We start from the raw sequence: 18,460 nt of genomic DNA on the forward strand, positions 1-18,460 counted from the left end.
CATAGCAGATATCCGCCGTATCCGGGCCGACGACGTTCAGAAACCGTTCTTCGAGGGCGGCGATCACATCGCGCGTGTCGTCTACGCTGAGCGTTGTCTGAGTGATATAGGCGATCGGCTCATCGTCGGGCAGATCGAGCACCTCGACGTCGGCCCGGCTGCCCACCAGATGGACGTGCGTGTCGATTTGCCCGATGGTGCCCTCCACCTCGGCATGGCCTGCATGACCGATCAGCACGACGGTGCGTCCGGCCGTGGCATAGCGCCGGCCCTGCACATGCACCTTGGTGACAAGCGGGCAGGTTGCATCGAGCACGGGAAGATTGCGCGCCTTTGCCTTGGCTTCGACTTCCCGGGCGACGCCGTGCGCGCTGAAGATCGTGCGTGCGCCGTCCGGCACCTCGTCGATTTCATCAACAAAAACAGCGCCTCTCGCCTTGAGCGCATCGACGACGTGGCGGTTGTGAACGATTTCGTGGCGAACATAAACCGGCGCGCCATAGCGATCGATTGCCCGCTCCACGATTTCAATGGCACGTACCACGCCAGCGCAAAATCCCCGAGGTTGGGCGAGTATTACTTTCATTCGGCGAGACCCCTTAGATCACTCTGAGAGCTGAACGATCTTTCACATCCGCTTTGGCCAGCCGTGATGGCGTCAGGCTTTGCGCTTGCAGCAATCTGCGCTGACGGCGCGCGCCGATATTGTCCAATATCGCTTTAAAGCAGCGATGCGGCGACTTGAAGGCCGGGCAGTGGCTTGCTTGCCGCATACCCGGTCTGTAGCTTTTCGACAATTCCAGACCCACCCACATCGAAAGCCGCCGCTCCATGAAGTATCGTGCAATACCGATGGCCGTGGCCGCGATTGTGTGGGTGCAGCCGTCGTTGGCGCAGGCGCCGGACACACGCCCGGCGGTGGCCGTGGTTCAGGCCTTGAGCGATGCGCTCATTGACAGCATGCGGTCAGGCGCTTCGATCAAGTTTTCGGAGCGTTCCGCAAGGCTGGCACCCATCATCGAGCGAAGTTTCGATCTCCCACTGACAACGCGGCTGGCGGTCGGCCCGCCGTGGTCGACGTTTGCGGCCGCCGATCAGACCGCGCTCGTCGCCGCGATTCGCCGCATGACAGTAGCCGAATATGCCCGCAATTTCTCGTCCTGGAACGGCGAGACGATCTCCGTCGACGCCAAGCCCAATGTCCGCGCCGGGGATGCACTCGTGCGCACTACGCTGAGCCGGAAGGGCAAGGACCCGGTCGTCATCGCTTACCGGATGCGGCAAAGCGGCGGACGCTGGAAGATCGTTGATGTGCTGTTCAACGGATCGGTCAGCCAGCTCGCCACCCGGCGCTCCGACTATGCGCAGATCGTCAAACGCGGCGGCGCCAAGGCGCTGATCGCCCATCTCAATGCCGCTGCCGACAAGGCTGCGCGCTGACATGGACCTTGGCAGGGTGTCGCGCCGAACGGTCCGGGTTGGTTCAGGGTTGGCGCTAGTTCTCGCCGCGCTCGCCGCCAGCGGGACGCCAGCGCACGCTCAGGCCTTGGCGGCCATCGGGGATGAGGTGTCCGCGGCGGTGCCATTGCACCTCACCTCGGTCGAGCCACGCATCGAACCGATCCTGCAATGGAGCGAAGTTGCGCCTTCAGCCCCCTCGCTCGCTCTGGCGGTAAGACCGCTTGATCCGACCCTTGCCCCCATTCCCGCCTCGCTGCTGGAGCCTCAGGCGGCCGACGAGATCGTGCTCGCGCCGGGCCCGGCGGAGGCGGAGCTCGCGCCAATCGATCTCGCCACCCCGGGCGATCCGTGGGAGCGCACCAATCGCGGCTTCTTCAAGACCCAGAGCAGCATCGATCGCCGCTTCTTCCGGCCCGTTGCGCAGACCTATGAAAAGGTCGTTCCCAAGCCCGTCCGTTCGGGCCTGCGCAACGTCCTGCGCAACCTCAGTGAACCGATTGTCTTCGTCAACGATCTGCTGCAACTGCGCCCCGGCCGCGCCTTGCGGACGCTCGGACGGTTCGCGGTCAATTCGACCGTCGGTCTTGGCGGCACCATCGACGTCGCCAAGAAGCTGGATTTGCCCTATCGCAGCAACGGGTTCGGTAACACCTTGGGCAGGTGGGGCGTCGGGCCTGGGCCATACCTGTATCTGCCGCTTATCGGGCCGACCACCTTGCGCGACCTGTTGGCCGGGCAGATCGACGGGCTGACCTTGCCGGTGGCTGTGGGCTTCCCGTTCAATCGATTCGACTATCAGCTGGGCCGCACAGTCGTCACCACGCTCGACACGCGGGCGGAGGCCGACGCCGATCTCCAGGCCCTGCTGAGCGGCGCCGCCGATCCCTATGCGACGCTGCGCTCGGTCTATTTGCAGAGCCGGGAAGCGGCGATCGCGGATGCGCGGGGCATACCGATCGAGCTCGCACCGCTCGATGATCCGCTGGCCGATCCAGCCGTTGACGAGGCTGCGCCCGAAACGGGGAGCGATAATCCGGCCGCAGTTCCCGAATATCCGGCGGAAACACCCCCCGAAGCACAGCCCGAGCTCGCCCCCGCCGGGCTGTAAAGCGAACGGAAGGCTACTCGGCTCGTTTCGCCGCTTTCGGCGGGCCGAGCAGAGCAGGCTCGAAGATCAGCGCGCACACCAGTGTCCACGCCAGCGAGAGCATCAGGATCTTTCCCATGCTCGCGGTGCCCGGATGCTGCGAGATCCACAGCGCACCGAAGGCGCTGCCGGTGGCAAGCGCGCTGAACAGCACCGCGCGCGCGAGGCTGGACTGCAACAGGTCGCGCGCGCCCACCCGCCATGCCATCACGAAATAGATATGGAACGCCACACCGACGCCGAACAGCAGCGGGAAGGCGATGATGTTGGCGAAATTGATCGATTGCCCGATCAGCACGCAGGTGCCCAGCGTCAGGAACCCCGACAGGACCACCGGTGCAAGTGTGAACGCGACCTCGCGAAGATCGCGGAGGACGGCGAGCAGCAGCAGACTGACCAGCACAAGAGCTATCAGGCCCGCCTGGACGAAGGCACCGGCGATGGTACCTGCGGCGGCCTGAGTGGATACGGGCAGGCCGGTGGCCGACGGGGCGACCTTCTGTACCGCCGCCGTGAAGCGCGCGAGCACGCGGTTGTCGTTGCTGTCACCCTTCGGAAAAACCTGCACGCGTGCCCTCCCGTCAGGCGTCAGCCAGTCGCGGGCGATTTCAGGCGGCAGGGTCTCGCGGGTGATCTCGCTCGCTTGCAGCGCGGCGCTGGCCTGGCTCAGCATGACGGTGAGCGGTTCGACCAGCACCCGTTCCGCCTGCGCGCGCGTCTCCGGCGTAGCTGCGGCGAGCTTCTCGAAGGCGGCAGCAAGCCGCCGCGCCGCGCCGCCATCGGCGCCTCCGCCCACAGCACGCAGACGTGCCGCAGTGGCGGTCAGCGCCGCGATGGTCTCGGCATCGCTTGCGGGCGGCGCGATGTCAAAAGGGTTGAGCGACAGATCGAGCAGCAGCGCCGCATCCTCGATCACCGCCAGCTTGGCGGGTTGGTCCGCTGGGATGAAGCTGTCTAGCGTAATCGCCTGCGCCACTTCGGGAAGCGCGGCCAGACGCCGTGCCAGCGCCGATGCGGTTTCGGCGTCCTTGACGATGACGTCGATCGTGTTGGGGGTGCGTAGCGGATCGTGCATCAGATCGGATAGGGTCCGCATCGCCGGCGCACCCGGATCGCGCAGGTGGAACGGGTTGAAATCGAAGGTCACCAGCGGCAGCAGCGCGATGCTCCCGATCATCGACAAGCCGAAGGCCCACAGCACCCCGCGCCGCCTGCGCGCGAGAAACCGGTCGACCGGTGCGGCGCCGGTAAAACCGACCTCCTCACGCGGGGCAGCGGGCTTGATCAGCATCAGCAGCGCGGGCAGCAGGATCACGCTGAACAGCAGAGCGATGACCATCCCGATTCCGGAGATAATGCCCAGCTCGGCGATCCCGACATAGGCGGTCGGCAGGAATGCGCCGAACCCGAGGAACACCGCGCCAGCCGCCAGCATCAGCGGTCCCCCCAGCGCGCTGGCGGCATTGCCCAGCGCCTCGGCGAAATCGGCGCCTGCTTGCCGCTCAGCATTGAAGCGCACCGCGATCTGGATGCCGAAATCGACGCCCAGCCCAACGAACAGCGGGATGAAGGCGACCGAAATCAGGTTGAGTTCCCCGACCACCAGAAGCCCGATGGCGGTGGTCGTCACCAGTCCGGCCAGCGTGGTGACGACTATCGCGGCAACGATCCCGATCGACCTTGTGGCGAACCACAGGGTCGTGACCATCGCCAGCGCCATCAACAGCCCGACGAGGCCGATATTCTCCTCGAGCGAGGAGAATTCCTCGTCGGAAAGCGGGACCGCGCCGGTGATCCGCACTGTCACGCCCCGCGACGCATCAAGTCCGGCATTCCGCGCGGCGACCGCGATCGCGCGGCTGGCCTTTTCGCCGGGCTTGAGCGCAGTGTAGTCGAGCACAGGCTGGAACAGGATCAGCTGCCGGGTGGGAGGTGCGAGCGTTCCCGATCCGGTGCCGACGAGGCGCTGCCAGGAAAACTGGGCAGGCCTTCCGGCCAGCGTCGCTTCAATAGGGTCGGCAAGCTGGCCCATCGGTTTGTCGAGCGTCGCCAGCTTCGCATCGCCCCGCTCCACGCCGAGCAGAACCGTGTCGAGCGCGCCAGCGATCCCGCGCAAGGACGGATCGGCCGCCAGCGGCCCGAGCAGGGGCTGCGCGTCGATCAGCGAGGATGTCGCTGCTCGCACCTCCGCCTCGCTGCCGAACAACAGGCCGTGGGTCGCAAAAAACCCGCCGCCGTCCGGGCGTCGGGCCGAACGGAAGTGCGCGGTGTCGGCCGCCATCGCTTCGGTCAGGGTCGCAGCGGCAGCCTCGGCGGCTTCTGGCGTTGCGCCGTCGATCACCACCAGCGAGGCATCGGCGAACTGCGGAAAGGCCGCATTCGCCGCCGCCTCCTGCTTGCGCCATTCCACCTGCGGGGAGATCAACACCCCGGTATCGGTGGTCATCGCGAAATGCGTTGCCGCAAAGAGCCCGGCGGCCAGCATCGTCAGCAGGGCCGTGAGGACGACAATGCGCGGGCGCCGCGTGCCGAGCGCAACCATCCGGTCGATCATGTTGAACACCGCCTAGGTCTCAGCCCCACCGCCGAAATACTGCAGGCTCAAGGAGATCGTCTGCGGACCGCCCGTCACCATGAAGGCCGCTTCGGTAAAGCGCGGTGCGCGGAAGCGCACACGGACATTGTTCGAAAAGCCGATCCCCTCACGCGGGATGCCGAACAATCCGCGATCCACTTTCTTGTTGCCGTTTTCGTCATGGGTGATTTGTGCTGCGTAGCGTCCGGGGGGCACGCCGTGCACGACCACCTCGACCCGTCCCTGCCGCGCCGGCGCTTCGGCGGAATAGGGGCAGGACGAAAGAAACCGGTCCTGCGGGCAGATATCGACATGAACGTTGCCGCGCGCGCTGCGCGCATTCTCGATGAAGACATGCACCGTGCCGGAATGGGCAGCGGGTTCGCTTGACGCCGCGAACTGGGCTGCAAGCAAGGCCAGCAGGGTTAGAGCAGGGGCGATCATGCTTCCACATCCTCGTCATCATCAAAAGCGCGGCGGAACACGACCGCTGGCGCGGCGAGCATGAGCGAAGATCGCCAACAGGGCTTTCGTAGAATCGACGTTCTGCTGCCTCGTTCCGCATAGGCCGCAGCCGGGCGGGTGATCAACCTTTCAAGACGCGGCCTCGCTCGCTCGATCTCTCGCCGCAGGCCATCAGATGCGGTGCAAGCTGAACGGCACCGCTGCGCAGCGCGGCCATGGCGCGCATGAAACCCCTGATCGCCAAGGCGAAATCGCCGATCTGCCTCGGCCGTGTCGCGAGCGAGCGCAGCATCGCGCCTCCGTCAACCTTGCCCCCCGGGCGCATCGCGACGGCGATGGCAGGAGGCAGAACGCGCGAGGCCTCGTCGGAAATGCAGCGGGCGATGGCGAAGGGCAGGCTGCGCGCGGCTGCGAACTCGGCGCAGATGTGGCTTTCCATATCGACGCCGATCGCTCCGTAGTGTGCGCCCAGTGCGCGCTTCTGGGCAACGTCGGAAATCAGGCGGCCGTCGGCATAGATTGCTCCGCTGCGTGCCCCCGGCAAATTCCGCAACAACGCCGCGCTCCATGCGGGATCGCATTGCGTCTCCCGTGTTCCGGTGAGCCGGTCGGCGATCACCCAGTCGCCGATGCGCAAGGAATCGCTCAACGCGCCGGCGAAGCCGAAACTGAGGATGCCCGCGGCCTGATCCGCCCGCGCCTCAATCGCCGCGCGCAAGCCTGCCGCATCGCCGCCGCCGGGAATGACCGTGAGCCCCGCCTTGGCAAGCACTTCGGCCTCTCGCAAGGTGCCGGTGATGACAAGCACTCCGGTCACGACTCCTCCTGACGGAAGGGGCTGACACAGGTCAGGCTACATCCCCCATGCTACAACCCGCGTATTGCTGCGCTTCAAGTTGCGGTAGCGCGCCATTGCCCACAGCGGAAAATATTTCGGGTAGCCGTGATAGCGCAGATAGAACACCCGGGGGAAGCCGCCGCCGGTGTAGACGTCCTGCTCCCATAACCCGTCCGCTTGCTGGTTGCGCGCAAGCCAGGCGACACCGCGCTCGACCGCCGCGTCATCCACTGCCCCCGCCGCCATCAGGCCTAGCAACGCCCACGCAGTCTGCGATGCGGTTGAGGACGCGGGGGTATAGCCCTTGTAGTCGAGCGCGTAGCTGCGACAGTCTTCACCCCACCCCCCGTCCGGGTTCTGGATCGCCTGCAACCAGTCGGCACCCTTGCGGATCGCGGGATGATCCGGCCCAAGGTCCGCTGCACCGAGCGCGCAGAGCGCCGACCAGGTGCCATAAATGTAGTTGACCCCCCATCGCCCAAACCAGCTGCCGTCGGCCTCCTGCTCGCCCATCAGATAGGCGACGGCTGCTTTCATCCGCGCGCTATCGGCGGGCTCGCCAAGCTGCGCCAGCATCGAGACGCAGCGCGCCGAGACATCTGCTGTAGGCGGGTCGAGCAGTGCCCCGTGATCGGCGAAGGGGATGTTGTTGAGGTAGTGATAGCTGTTGTCGGCATCGAATGCACCCCAGCCGCCATCGCGCGATTGCAGACCGACAGTCCATTCCTGACCGCGTGCCACGGCCTCGTCGAATCCGTCGCCGGAGAAGCCGCGCGCGCGCGCCATCGCCATGACCACCACGGCGGTATCGTCGAGGTCAGGGTAATGCGCGTTGGCATATTGGAACGCCCAGCCGCCGGGGCGGACATCGCGCTTCACTTCGGCCCAGTCGCCCTTGACGTCGAGCACCTGCAGCGGTTTCAGCCAATCGAGGGCGGCCAACGCGCGGGCCTCGTTCGCCGCGCCGCCTGCCTCGAGCATCGCGTGGGCGGCCAGCGCGGTATCCCACACCGGCGAAACGCAGGGCTGGCAATAGGCTTCCTCCTCGCCGATCACGAGCAGCTTCTCGACGCTCGCACGGGCAATCGCGCGGTGCGGATGATCGGGGGGATAGCCGAGGCAATCGAACATCATCACGCTGTTCGCCATTGCGGGGTAGATGGCGCCGAGGCCGTCCTCGCCGTTCAATCGGGTGACGACGAAATCGACGCAGGCCTGCATCGCCTTGGCCCGAAGACGTTGTGGCCATAGCGGTTCGGCGCGCTTCAGCACCACGTCGAGCGCACCGAAGGCCGCGCGCCAGACCTGCTTCGCATCCGCTGCCTGCGACGCGAGCGAGGCCGGGCGGCCGGTGTAGAGCTCGTCGACCAGAATGCCCTTGGGGTTGCGCGCCAGCGGACGCTTGGCCGCCAGCACTAGTAGCGGCACGATCACGGTGCGCGCCCAATAGGACATCTTGGACAGGTGCACCGGAAACCAGCGCGGCAGCAGGATCAGTTCGACCGGCATGGTTGGCACCACGTCCCACGAACCCGCTCCAAACAGCGCGAGCTGGATCTTGGTGAAGACGTTGCAGGTCTCTGCCCCGCCCGCTGCGAGCACCGCCGCGCGGGCGCGGGCCATGTGCGGCGTATCGGGCGCATCGCCGATCATCTTGAGCGCGTAATAGGCCTTGATCGTCGCCGAAACGTCGAAATCGCCGCCATGATAGAGCGGCCAGCCATCATGCACGTCGGACTGGATTCGCCGCAGATAGCGCGCGATCTTGCCTTCCAGCACGGCGTCGACCGGCTCGGCCAGATAGTGGCGCAGCAGGATGTATTCGGCCGGGATGGTGGCATCGGCTTCGAGCTCGAACACCCAGTGGCCATCCTTGCGCTGCAATGCAGACAGGGCCTCCGCCGCGCGCTCGGCGGCGCGGTCTGCAGTATCGACGAGGTCGGCACGCTCAAGAACTGCGGTGTCCATCATGGCCGGTTCATCCCCCTAGCTTGCGACTGCCAAACGCGCCGCGGCTTCCCCGGACCGCAGCGCACCCTCAATCGTTGCGGGCAGACCGGTCTGGGTCCAATCCCCCGCGAGAAACAGGTTGCGCCAGCGCGTGCGCGTTGACGGTCGCCGCGCATCCTGCATCGGGGTGGCCGCGAAGGTCGCGCGCCTCTCCTTGACGATCTGCCACGTCGGCATCGGCGTATCGAGGCCGAGCATCGGAACAATGTCTTTCCATATCCGCGCGGCAAGCGCCTCGCGATCCTCGTCGATGACGTCGTCGGCCCCGCTGATCGTGATCGAGATGCGATCGGGATGGCACACCACCCATTGTGCGGTTCCGCCTATCAGCGCGGTGATCGTGCGCGCGCCAGGCGGCGGGGCGCAAGCGAAATGGGCGTTGAGGATGGAGCAGAACCGGTCGGGCACGACCAATTCACGGATCAGTTCACCTGCGACCCAAGGCGGCACGGCAAGCACAACCGTGGCACCGCCCAACGCTTCCTCGCCTGCACCGAAATCGAGCGCGGTGACATGATCCCCCTCCATCACCAATCCGCGCAGCCGGGCACCGAAGCGCACTTGCACGTTCCGGGTGTTGAGCCAAGTCAGGGCCGGATCGATGAACACCGCATCGAGATTGGGCACTGCCACCATCGTCCGGCAGGCGCGCCCGCCGCGAGCGAAGGATTCGCGCAGGAACCGCCCCGCTAGCCACGCCGAACCTTCGGCGGGCGGGCAATTCAGAACCGCCAGCATCATCGGATCGACGACCCGATCCCAGAATGTGCCGTGGCTGTCGACCCGATCCGCTATCGTCGCGCTCCCCGGCCGACTCAGCGCGAGGCGAGCCAGTGCCATATGCTCGCCGAGCGACGTCCCCGGCGTCCTCCGGCGCGGATCGAGCACCCACCACGGCAGGGGACTATCATTGACCGCAAGCGTCCAGCGCGAACCATCCCTGAGGTCATGGAAGGCGAAATCGGCATGGGAGGGGCCTTCAAGCCGGTCGGCTGTGCCCAGCACCTGAAGATAGCGGCGCACGGCTTGATTGCCCGAGAAGACGAAATGGTTGCCGTTATCGATCGTTTGGCCGAGCGTGCGGTCATAGTAGCTCCGGCACCGTCCGCCCGCGCGCGGGGCGGCTTCGTGCACGATCACCCGCGCACCCTGACGGGTCAGCGCCACAGCAGCGGACAACCCGGCGAGCCCCGCGCCGATCACGTGCACGGTGCGCCCGGACGTCACGCCTGGGGCACCTCATGGGCCTTGTCCCAACCGGTCCGGTCTCGCCCCCGCGCTGTCACTGGAACAGACTCAGCCACACGACCGAGAGGATAAGCCGCAGTTTGTTGGTGCGCGGACGGGTGCGCGGCGCGGCCCACCCATCGCGCTCCATCTGCCGCAGCAACCGGGCATAGGCGACCTCCATCAATCTCGGCGCGATCAGATGCCCCTTCAGCCGGCCTGACAGAAGCGCGCGCGCAGCGTCGAAATGGTGGTGCGCGTCGGCGGCGAGGATACGGGCCGCGGTGTCGACGCGGGGGTGCGCTGCGACCTGCGCAGGCGTTTCAGGCGCGATCCCGGCGGCGGCCAGCGCCTCGCGCGGGAGATAGATCCGGCCGATCGCGGCGTCCTCGTCGATGTCGCGCAGGATATTGGTCAATTGCAGCGCGCGGCCGAGGTGATGCGCCAGCGCCTTACCTGGCTCCTTGTCCATCCCGAAGGCCTTGACCGAGAGGCGGCCGACTGCCGACGCGACCCGGTCGCAATAGAGATCGAGTGTAGCCCTGTCGGGCCAGCGGATATCCTCGGCCACATCCATCGCCATGCCGTCGATGACCGCATGAAGATCGGCCCGCTCGAGCCCGAACTGATCGACCGCCTCGCGCAGCAACTCGGCTCGTCCGGCCGCCCCGCCGGCGTAGAGCGCATCAATATCGTGCCGCCATGCTTCCAGCGCGAGGGCGCGGCTGGCGCGGTCGCCTTCCTGATCGTCGGCGATGTCGTCCACCGCACGGCAGAAGGCGTAGATGGCGTACATCGCCTCGCGCCGGGGACGGGGCAGGATGCGCATCCCCGCATAGAAGCTGCTTCCTGCGGCCTGTGCGGCGGGCGTGAGCGCCACGGGCGCGGCAGCAGCGCTCATCGTGCCGCCACCAACCGTCGGATCGCGGCAGCGAGCCCGATCCGGGCGGCAGCGAGCTTGCCCAGATGCACGCGCTGTGACAGCGGATCGCGCCGTTTCAGCAGTTCGAGCAGTTTGCGTGCCAGAGCATCGATCATCGCTACCTCCATCCCAAGGCGCCGGTCGCGAATCGCGACCGAGAAGGCTGCAGCCTCGTCCAACAGGAGCGCCGCGTCTTTCCGAAGGTCCTCAATTGCGGCCAGCAAGCCCGGGCTGGCGAACGGCGCATCAAGCGCCTCGACCGTCGTGCCGTGGCGTGCCAGACAATCGAGCGGAAGATAGACCCGGTCGAGGTTGCGACGGTCTTTGGCGCAGTCCTGGAGGTGGTTGATGATCTGCAAGGCAGCGCACAGCGCATCGGACAAAGGCCAGATGTCGCGCGTCTCGCCGTGCAGTTCGAGCATGAAGCGCCCGACCGGCATCGCCGAATAGCGGCAATAGTCAATAAGGTCGTCCCAATCGGTGGTGCGCAGTTTGATGACATCGCGTTCGAAGGCGGTCAGCAGGTCATGCGCGTGGGTGAGAGGGACAGCGCGGCCCTCCAGCGCGAGGCGCAACGCGAGCGCGGGCCCATCGGCATCGCTGCGATACTCGAGCGTCGCGCGCATCTGGGCGAGCAGGCGCAGCTTCTCCTCCGGCGCGCTCGCCCCGTCGTCGGCGACATCGTCGGCAGCGCGGGCGAAGCGGTAGAAGGCCATCACCGGACCGCGCAGGTCAGGGCGCAGAACGAAGGAGGCGACGGGGAAGTTCTCGTCGCGGTGCCCCTTGCCCGAGGCCAGAATGAGGCTGTCGGCGGCCGTCATTGCAGCGCCGCCTGCGCGCGGCCCTTCCACAGCCCGCCGCGCCCGCGCCAGTGCTGCCACGCCGACCAGACCGTTGCGCCTGCATAAAATGCGGCAATCAGCGGGAGCGCGAGGCCCCATGCCGGGGATTGCCGATAGAAGCGGCTGATTGGCCAGAAGGCGACGATCATCAGGAACCATGCCGCCGCGCCCACCCCTCGTACGTCACCCTCGCCCGCAAGCGCTAGCACGAGAGGGGCGAGATAGACCAGCGCCATCCCCACTATCGTGCCGACCAGCAGCAGCGGCTGATAACCGAGCTGCGCATAGGCCGAGCGGGCGATCATCGCACCGACATCGGCAAAGCGCGGATAGGGGCGGATGCTGAGCGAGCGGTCGGTCAGGCCGAGCCAGATTGGCCCCTGCTGCTTCATCAGCGCGGCAAGCGCGCAATCGTCGATCAGCGCGGTGCGGATCGCGGCTATCCCGCCCGCGCGCTCGAGCGCATCGCGCTTCACCAGCATGCACCCCCCGGCCGCGCCAGCAATGGCGCGGCGCGGGCGGTTGATGGCCGCGAAGGGGTAGAGCAACTGGAAGAAGAACACGAATGCCGGAATCAGCATGCGCTCGGCAAGGCTCTCGCAGCGCAGCCGGGCCATCAGCGACACCAGCACGCGGTCCTCCGCCATCGCACGGGAAGCGAGGCTCGCCAGCGTGTCGGGGGCGTGCTGGATATCGGCATCGGTGAGCCACAGAAAATCGGGCGGGTTGATGCCGCTGCTGGCCGCGGCGATCCCTTGCGAGACTGCGGCCAGCTTGCCGGTCCAGCCTGACGCAAGCGGCGCGGCGGACATGACAGTCAGCCGGTCCGATCCCGCCGCGGCGGCGCGCGCGATAGCGGCAGTGCCGTCGCTGCTCGAATCGTCGACCAAGATGATGCGGAACTCTCCCGCATAATCCTGGCGGATCAGGCTCGCGATCACCGGGGCGATCACCGCCGCCTCGTCGCGCGCCGGGACGATGGCGACAATGCTCGGCCACCGCTGCGGCGCGGGGGGCACGGCCCGGTCGGTGACGTCGGCGCGCCAGAAACCGTCGCGCAGTGTCAGCATGCCGGCCCAGATCGCGAGGACGAGGATGGCGAGCGCAAGCATCAGGCGATCATCCCGGCAGTGCGGAACCAGATGATTGCATCGCCAATCGCCTCTGCAAAGGGGCGCGCGCGATAACCGAGGTCGCGTTCAGCCTTTCCCGAGGAGAAGAACATGCTGTGCTGCGCCATCCGCAGTGAATCCCGCGTCAACATCGGTTCGCGACCGGTGATCCGCGCGGCGCCCTCGCTCAGCACAGCAAGGGGGAACAGCGGCGCGCGCGGCAGGGCGATGCTCGGGGCGCGGCGGCCAACCTGTCCGGCGATCACCGCCAGCATGTGCCGCAGGCTCACATCCTGCCCGCCGAGGATATAGCGTTCGCCCACCTCCCCCTTGTCGAAGGCGGCGAGGTGGCCTGCGGCGACATCGTCGACATGGACGAGATTGAGGCCGCTGTCGACGAAGGCCGGGATGCGGCCCGAGGCAGCCTCGACGATGATCCGGCCCGTCGGCGTCGGGCGCACGTCGCGCGGGCCGATCGGGGTTGAAGGGTTGACGATCACCGCAGGCAGGCCGAGGTCCGCCACCATTGCCTCGACCAGCCGCTCTGCCTCGACCTTGGAGCGCTTGTAGGCGCCGACCGCCTGTTCGGGGGTCGCCGCAGCGGTTTCGTCGACAGGGGTCGCGTCGTTCGCGGGTTTGAGCGTCGCGACGCTGCTGGTGTAGACGATTCGCGGCACGCCTGCTGCGAGCGCGGCTTCCATGACGATTCGCGTCGTTGTGATGTTGTTGGCGATGATTGTGGCCGGGTCAGGTGCCCAGATGCGATAGTCGGCGGCGACATGATAGAGACCGCGCACCCCCTCCATCGCCGCGCGCACGGCCGCAGGATCGGTTAGATCGCCTACTATGACCTCTGCTGCGAGCCCATCGATATTGGTGCGCGGGCTGCTGGGCCGGACGATCAGGCGGACCCGCTCCCCGCGCGCGATCAAGGCGCGTGCGACGGCCGAACCGACGAACCCGGAAGCACCGGTGACGAGGACCGGCCCCGGTGCGCTGTTCGATTCGCTCCCCATGGCGGGCCGATTATGCTCCAGACGCCAAAGGCTGACGATGGCTGTTACTTGGAAATATTTCCGGTTCGACATCGGTTAGACGATGGCCGATGAACCCGCCAGAGAGGAATGGATCACACGCTTGACCCAGTATTTCGTAATCTTGCTGATCGCGATGGTTGCGGCGGGTCTGGTCTATGGGCTGATCGCCTCGGCTTTCGTCACCCGCAGGGCCGCTCAGCCCCCGCCGGGCGCCGCGTGCGTCCCGAGCGGGGTGACGATTCTCAGACCGCTCCACGGCGATGAGCCCGGTCTGGTCGAGGCGATCCGCAGCGTCTTTAATCATGGCCATGTCGCACCGGTGCAGATCATCTTCGGCGTGGCCGATGCGGAGGACCCGGCGCTGCTTGCCATCGAGCGGGCGCGCATCGGCTACCCCGGGCTGGACGTGAGCGTGGTGGTCAGTCCGCAGCGGCACGGGGCCAACAGGAAGATGTCGAATATCATCAATATGGAGGCGCTTATCCGCCACCCGGTTGTGATGATCATTGATAGCGATGTGAAAGTGCCGCGCGGCGCCGTGTCGGCCTTGGCAGCGAGCCTGGCGGACCCCGCAGTCGGAGTCGGCAGCTGCCTCCATGCCGGTATGGGCAACGCCGGTTTCTGGTCGCGCCTTGCGGCGATGGACATCACTTACCGCTTCATGCCCTCCGTTCTGGTCGGTCGGGGGCTGAATTTGGCCGAACCGGTGATGGGGCCGATGATGGCGCTGCGCAGCGACACACTTTCGAGGGTCGGCGGCTTTTCCGCCTTCGCCGACGTTCTGGCGGACGATTACGAGATCGGCCGGGCGGTGCGCGGGCTCGGGCTGCGGGTTGCCGTGTGCGGACCTTTCGTGCTGCACGGTTGCAGCGAGACCGGTTTGGCAGCGCTGCTACGCCACGAACTGCGCTGGACGCGCACTATCTATGGAATCGACCGCGCAGGCTTTACCGGCAGCATCATCACCCATGTGACCCCGGTCGCGCTCCTCGCGCTGCTGCTGTCGGGCGGGACAATGGGGACGCCGCTGCTGCTGCTGGCCGCGCTTGCCCTCCGTTCCGCGATCAAACTGCGGATCGACCGCGTGTCGGGCACCGTATCAGGACCGCTGTGGCTGCTGCCCCTGCGCGATTGCCTTTCGCTTTTTGTGTATGTGTTGACATTCTTTGTCGGCAAAGTGGATTGGCGCGGTTCGCGCTTCAAGGTGACAGCCGATGGTCGGCTCCTTCAAGAGAGGCAAATATGACGATGCGTTCGCTCTTTCTCCAAGGTCCCTCGTTCGATGGTTATGACGGTGGGGCTGGCGCGCGTTACCAGATGAAGCGCGAGGTCAAATCGTTCTGGTATCCGACCTGGCTAGCGCAGCCCGCAGCGCTGATCGAAGGCAGCAAGCTGATCGATGCGCCCGCGCACAATCTCAGCTTCGACGACATCAAGCACGAAGCGCATGCACGCGATCTGGTGGTGCTGCACACCTCCACTCCCTCGTTCAATCAGGACGTGCGCACCGCCGAACTGCTCAAGGCAGAGAACCCCGCGCTCAAGATCGGGATGATCGGCGCCAAGGTTGCGGTCGATGCCGAGGGCAGCCTCAAGGCTTCGGAAGCGATCGACTTCGTCGCGCGCAACGAGTTTGATTTCACGATCAAGGACGTCGCCGATGGGCAAAACTGGGCGGGTATCGACGGGATCAGCTATCGCAACAGCCAAGGCGTAATCGTGCACAATCAGGATCGCGCGATCGTGACCGACATGGACCTGCTGCCGTTCGTGACGCCGGTCTACAAGCGCGATCTGGACATCCAGAAGTACTACGGCGGCTATTTGCTGCACCCCTACATCAGCTTTTACACCGGGCGCGGCTGCAAATCGCGGTGCACGTTCTGCCTCTGGCCGCAGACCGTGGGCGGGCACAATTACCGCGTGCGTTCGATCGGCCATGTGATCGAGGAAGTGAAATATGTGATGGAGGCGTTCCCGCAGTCGAAGGAGATCTTCTTCGACGACGACACGCTGACTGACAATCTGCCGCGCACCGAAGCTTTGGCGGTTGAGCTGGGCAAGCTGGGCGTGGTGTGGTCATGCAATGCCAAGGCCAACGTCCCCTATAAGACGCTCAAGGTGATGAAGGACAACGGGTTGCGCGTGCTGCTGGTCGGCTTCGAAAGCGGCAATCAGCAGATTTTGCACAACATCAAGAAGGGTCTGCGCGTCGACGTCGCGCGCCAATTTGCCAAGGATTGCAAGACGCTGGGGATCAAGGTCCACGGCACTTTCATCTTGGGCCTGCCCGGCGAAACGCGCGAGACGATCATGGAAACCTTGGCCTTTGCCAAGGAAGTCAACCCCCACACCATTCAGGTGTCACTCGCAGCGCCCTATCCGGGCACATTCCTGCACAATCAGGCGACCGTGAACGGCTGGTTTGCGGCCGAGCGCGACCTGCTCAATGACGATGGCAACCAGATTGCGCAGCTTTCTTACGAGCATCTGCCTGCTTCGGAAATTTTCGAGGCGGTCGAAATGTTCTACAAGAAGTTCTATTTCCGCCCAAGCAAGATCGCCGGGATCGTCGGCGAGATGGTGACCGATAGCGACATGATGAAGCGGCGGCTGCGCGAAGGGGTAGAATTCTTCCGCTTCCTGCGGGACCGCAAGCTTGCCGCCTGAGGCGGGGCGCGGCGCGATGGCGCGCGCCGACTGGCTGAAGGTCGCGGCTATCGCCATCACGGTCGCCGGGCTCGCCGCAACCCTGGTTTTGCTGGGTTCGGTCGGGCTGGGCGATGTTCTGGGTATCCTCGGGCGGATCGGCATTGCGCGCTTCGTGTCCTATGCCGCCTACACCTTGCTGATCCTGGCGATTCTCGGCGTTGCCTGGCAGGTGCTGGTGCCCGGGGCCTCCTGGGTGACCTTCGCCTGGGCCCGCACGATGCGCGAGGCGGCAACCAATGTGCTGCCGTTCTCGCAATTCGGCGGGATCGTCGTCGGCTTGCGCGTGCTGGTGGCATCCCGCGTGTCACAGCGGCACGCCTATGGCTCGATCATTGTCGATCAGACCGCTGAACTCGCCGCTCAGCTGGTCTTCACCCTGTATGGCGCGGCGGGCCTGCTGCTCGTGCTGCAAAACCGGTCGGACGGTGACGACCTGCGCACCCTTGCGCTGGTGGGGCTGGGCGCAAGCCTCGCGATCATTCTTGCCTTCGCCTTCGCGCAGCGCCCGATGCTGACCATCGCCGCGCGGATTGGCGGGGCGATTCTGCCGGGGTCGGCGGCAGCGGTGGTCGGGGTGCGCGATGAACTCGATCAGATCTATGCCCGGCGCGGCCGCGTAATCGCCTGCTTCCTGCTCCACCTCCTCGCCTGGGTGGCCAGCGGGGCAGGGGCGGCCATCGCGCTCGCCTTCATCGGCTTCGAAGTGCCGCTCACGGATGTGCTAGTGATCGAGAGCCTGATCTTCACGCTGCGCACCGCTGCCTTTCTGGTTCCGGGCGGCATCGGGCTGCAGGAAGGGGCCTATGTACTGATCGGGCCGCTGTTCGGCCTGCCCGCAGAAGCAGCGCTGGCCCTATCGCTGGCCAAGCGTGCGCGCGACCTCCTCGTCGATGTGCCCGCGATGCTGATTTGGCAGATCGGAGAGGCACGGCAGCTCATCGGATCTCGGACGGGCCGATAACGCACCCCCTTGCAGCCAGGAGATACCTCGCGATGCCTCCGCTGTAGAGCCGACATTCAGCTTTGGCCCATTACTGGTTAGAGTCTGCCGTTCAGCAACCGGCCCAGTTGCTGTCCCAATGCGGTGCCCGTGGAATGTAAGTTGGTTGTCGGCTTCTGTCAAAACCAGTCATTCGACACGTCGATGGGGAACGGCAGCAACGTCCCAAAGATTGCCATACGTGTTGCGCAGTCAGCACCTGAATTTACGGCCGGTTTTGTATGGCAAAATTCAAGCCAGGAACGGCGACATCGTTAGCGGAAACAGTCAAACAACGGCGTCGCGGGCCGAGCCGGTTCCATCAATCGCACGGTCGTACCGCGCCACCCTGATCTCCCCTTCGCGCTTCCGCGTCCGGGCAATGTCAAAGCTGTTCTACATTCGCATCATCGTATCCATCGACCCGCCAATTGCCTTTTCCACGCGCAGCGCCATTTCGGGCGATAGGTTGGCCCGTTCGTTAAGCAGGGTGGAGAGCGCGGCGCGGGTGACGCCGAGCGCCTGCGTCGCCGCCGTCACAGTCAGCTCCAGCAGTGCGATGATCTCGTGCTTGATGAGGCCGTCGGGAAGGGCGGGAATTGGGATGGCAAGATGAAAGCTGAGCCAGCCCTGAGGGTATGGGGCCGCAGTTTCTCTGGCTTTCTACAGCCAGCCGCGGCGCACTCCGGCTGGCACGTTTCCAAGGAAGCGGCGCAATTTAGCCACTTCCTGAGCCAGCTCATGGTGCAGTGCTTTTCCGGAGCTACGCTATCGTGCTCAACGCAATCGGCGCAGTCTGGCGCAGGTTCGAGGGGCGTTTGAAATGCCGCATACGATTTTGGCCTCGGCGATGCAGTCCCGCCGATCCTTGCCCGCATCACGATGGCCCTTGCGCCTTGGAATCGCGAGGTCCAAAATGCCGCAATGCGGATGCCAAACCACGCCACGAAACGCCGAATTGTGCTTCCCCCCTGCTCCCCCGGCACGGCGCACGGGGCGGGGAAGCAGATTCCGCGCCTTCGCGCTCCGCTTAACATGTTCATTTTCATAGAAGAAAATGGAGCGGGCGAAGGGATTCGAACCCTCGACCCCAACCTTGGCAAGGTTGTGCTCTACCCCTGAGCTACGCCCGC

17 protein-coding genes and 1 tRNA gene are annotated in these 18,460 nt (G+C 65.6%); 5 read left to right on the plus strand and 13 right to left on the minus strand.

What is annotated here, in order from left to right:
- Both ispH and K5Q19_RS15560 read right to left on the minus strand, forming a co-directional pair.
- Positions 1-586: 4-hydroxy-3-methylbut-2-enyl diphosphate reductase (gene ispH, locus K5Q19_RS15555; protein WP_292947030.1), on the minus strand; the 586-nt coding region annotated here is incomplete at its 3' end.
- Between the two features lie 13 nt (positions 587-599).
- Positions 600-833 carry a hypothetical protein gene (locus K5Q19_RS15560; protein WP_292947033.1) on the minus strand — a complete coding sequence of 78 codons (234 nt, stop codon included), beginning with the start codon at positions 831-833 and terminating at the stop codon, positions 600-602.
- Here K5Q19_RS15560 and K5Q19_RS15565 point away from each other — a divergent pair.
- Together K5Q19_RS15565 and K5Q19_RS15570 are read left to right on the plus strand one after the other, a co-directional pair.
- Positions 832-1,440, plus strand: a complete 609-nt coding sequence (locus K5Q19_RS15565; RefSeq protein WP_292947036.1) for an ABC transporter substrate-binding protein — start codon at positions 832-834, stop codon at positions 1,438-1,440. The two genes, K5Q19_RS15560 and K5Q19_RS15565, sit on opposite strands and share 2 nt — an antisense overlap.
- Positions 1,441-1,489: 49 nt before the next feature.
- Positions 1,490-2,569, plus strand: coding sequence for a VacJ family lipoprotein (locus K5Q19_RS15570; protein WP_292947039.1), 1,080 nt, complete (start codon positions 1,490-1,492; stop codon positions 2,567-2,569).
- Between the two features lie 13 nt (positions 2,570-2,582).
- Here K5Q19_RS15570 and K5Q19_RS15575 read toward each other — a convergent pair whose 3' ends face one another.
- From K5Q19_RS15575 to hpnA, 9 genes are all read right to left on the minus strand, one after another.
- Positions 2,583-5,162 carry an MMPL family transporter gene (locus K5Q19_RS15575; RefSeq protein ID WP_292947042.1) on the minus strand — a complete coding sequence of 860 codons (2,580 nt, stop codon included), beginning with the start codon at positions 5,160-5,162 and terminating at the stop codon, positions 2,583-2,585.
- A gap of 12 nt (positions 5,163-5,174) precedes the next feature.
- Positions 5,175-5,627: a DUF2141 domain-containing protein gene (locus K5Q19_RS15580; RefSeq protein ID WP_292947045.1), complete on the minus strand. Its 453-nt coding sequence runs from the start codon at positions 5,625-5,627 to the stop codon at positions 5,175-5,177.
- A 142-nt stretch (positions 5,628-5,769) separates the two neighbouring features.
- Positions 5,770-6,465, minus strand: coding sequence for a phosphorylase (locus K5Q19_RS15585; protein WP_292947048.1), 696 nt, complete (start codon positions 6,463-6,465; stop codon positions 5,770-5,772).
- A gap of 36 nt (positions 6,466-6,501) precedes the next feature.
- Positions 6,502-8,457, minus strand: coding sequence for a squalene--hopene cyclase (gene shc, locus K5Q19_RS15590; RefSeq protein WP_292947051.1), 1,956 nt, complete (start codon positions 8,455-8,457; stop codon positions 6,502-6,504).
- Between the two features lie 15 nt (positions 8,458-8,472).
- Positions 8,473-9,723: a hydroxysqualene dehydroxylase HpnE gene (hpnE, locus tag K5Q19_RS15595; protein ID WP_292947054.1), complete on the minus strand. Its 1,251-nt coding sequence runs from the start codon at positions 9,721-9,723 to the stop codon at positions 8,473-8,475.
- Between the two features lie 55 nt (positions 9,724-9,778).
- Positions 9,779-10,624, minus strand: a complete 846-nt coding sequence (gene hpnD, locus K5Q19_RS15600) for a presqualene diphosphate synthase HpnD (RefSeq protein WP_292947057.1) — start codon at positions 10,622-10,624, stop codon at positions 9,779-9,781.
- On the minus strand, positions 10,621-11,466 hold the full coding sequence (gene hpnC / locus K5Q19_RS15605) for a squalene synthase HpnC (protein WP_292947060.1): 846 nt from the start codon (positions 11,464-11,466) through the stop codon (positions 10,621-10,623). The genes hpnD and hpnC overlap by 4 nt, the downstream gene beginning before the upstream one ends.
- Complete coding sequence (locus K5Q19_RS15610; RefSeq protein ID WP_292947063.1) at positions 11,463-12,599, minus strand: glycosyltransferase; 1,137 nt, start codon at positions 12,597-12,599, stop codon at positions 11,463-11,465. The genes hpnC and K5Q19_RS15610 overlap by 4 nt, the downstream gene beginning before the upstream one ends.
- Entirely contained in the window at positions 12,599-13,615 is a 1,017-nt protein-coding gene (gene hpnA / locus K5Q19_RS15615; RefSeq protein WP_292947066.1) for a hopanoid-associated sugar epimerase, read from the minus strand. Before hpnA ends, K5Q19_RS15610 begins: the two co-directional genes overlap by 1 nt.
- Positions 13,616-13,697: 82 nt before the next feature.
- Here hpnA and hpnI point away from each other — a divergent pair, with 82 nt between their 5' ends.
- The 3 genes from hpnI to K5Q19_RS15630 are packed head-to-tail and all read left to right on the plus strand — an operon-like array spanning position 13,698 to position 17,309.
- Positions 13,698-14,882, plus strand: a complete 1,185-nt coding sequence (gene hpnI / locus K5Q19_RS15620) for a bacteriohopanetetrol glucosamine biosynthesis glycosyltransferase HpnI (protein ID WP_292947069.1) — start codon at positions 13,698-13,700, stop codon at positions 14,880-14,882.
- Positions 14,879-16,306 carry a hopanoid biosynthesis associated radical SAM protein HpnJ gene (gene hpnJ, locus K5Q19_RS15625; RefSeq protein ID WP_292947072.1) on the plus strand — a complete coding sequence of 476 codons (1,428 nt, stop codon included), beginning with the start codon at positions 14,879-14,881 and terminating at the stop codon, positions 16,304-16,306. Before hpnI ends, hpnJ begins: the two co-directional genes overlap by 4 nt.
- Positions 16,296-17,309 carry a lysylphosphatidylglycerol synthase domain-containing protein gene (locus K5Q19_RS15630; protein WP_292947075.1) on the plus strand — a complete coding sequence of 338 codons (1,014 nt, stop codon included), beginning with the start codon at positions 16,296-16,298 and terminating at the stop codon, positions 17,307-17,309. Before hpnJ ends, K5Q19_RS15630 begins: the two co-directional genes overlap by 11 nt.
- A gap of 414 nt (positions 17,310-17,723) precedes the next feature.
- Here the strand turns inward: K5Q19_RS15630 and K5Q19_RS15635 are convergent, their stop codons facing one another.
- On the minus strand, positions 17,724-17,933 hold the full coding sequence (locus K5Q19_RS15635; RefSeq protein ID WP_365759822.1) for a HigA family addiction module antitoxin: 210 nt from the start codon (positions 17,931-17,933) through the stop codon (positions 17,724-17,726).
- Between the two features lie 452 nt (positions 17,934-18,385).
- Positions 18,386-18,460: transfer RNA gene (locus K5Q19_RS15640), tRNA-Gly, on the minus strand.

It is taken from the genome of Novosphingobium sp. (genome assembly GCF_019748365.1).
Taxonomy (GTDB): domain Bacteria; phylum Pseudomonadota; class Alphaproteobacteria; order Sphingomonadales; family Sphingomonadaceae; genus Novosphingobium.

Bases quoted from the DNA above. Each gene is read 5' to 3' on its own strand.
- K5Q19_RS15565 (WP_292947036.1), top strand. From the start codon at position 832: ATGAAGTATCGTGCAATACCGATGGCCGTGGCCGCGATTGTGTGGGTG.
- K5Q19_RS15560 (WP_292947033.1), bottom strand. From the start codon at position 833: ATGGAGCGGCGGCTTTCGATGTGGGTGGGTCTGGAATTGTCGAAAAGC.
- K5Q19_RS15575 (WP_292947042.1), bottom strand. From the start codon at position 5,162: ATGATCGACCGGATGGTTGCGCTCGGCACGCGGCGCCCGCGCATTGTC.
- K5Q19_RS15580 (WP_292947045.1), bottom strand. From the start codon at position 5,627: ATGATCGCCCCTGCTCTAACCCTGCTGGCCTTGCTTGCAGCCCAGTTC.
- shc (WP_292947051.1), bottom strand. From the start codon at position 8,457: ATGATGGACACCGCAGTTCTTGAGCGTGCCGACCTCGTCGATACTGCA.
- hpnD (WP_292947057.1), bottom strand. From the start codon at position 10,624: ATGAGCGCTGCTGCCGCGCCCGTGGCGCTCACGCCCGCCGCACAGGCC.
- hpnC (WP_292947060.1), bottom strand. From the start codon at position 11,466: ATGACGGCCGCCGACAGCCTCATTCTGGCCTCGGGCAAGGGGCACCGC.
- K5Q19_RS15610 (WP_292947063.1), bottom strand. From the start codon at position 12,599: ATGCTTGCGCTCGCCATCCTCGTCCTCGCGATCTGGGCCGGCATGCTG.
- hpnA (WP_292947066.1), bottom strand. From the start codon at position 13,615: ATGGGGAGCGAATCGAACAGCGCACCGGGGCCGGTCCTCGTCACCGGT.
- hpnI (WP_292947069.1), top strand. From the start codon at position 13,698: ATGGCCGATGAACCCGCCAGAGAGGAATGGATCACACGCTTGACCCAG.
- hpnJ (WP_292947072.1), top strand. From the start codon at position 14,879: ATGACGATGCGTTCGCTCTTTCTCCAAGGTCCCTCGTTCGATGGTTAT.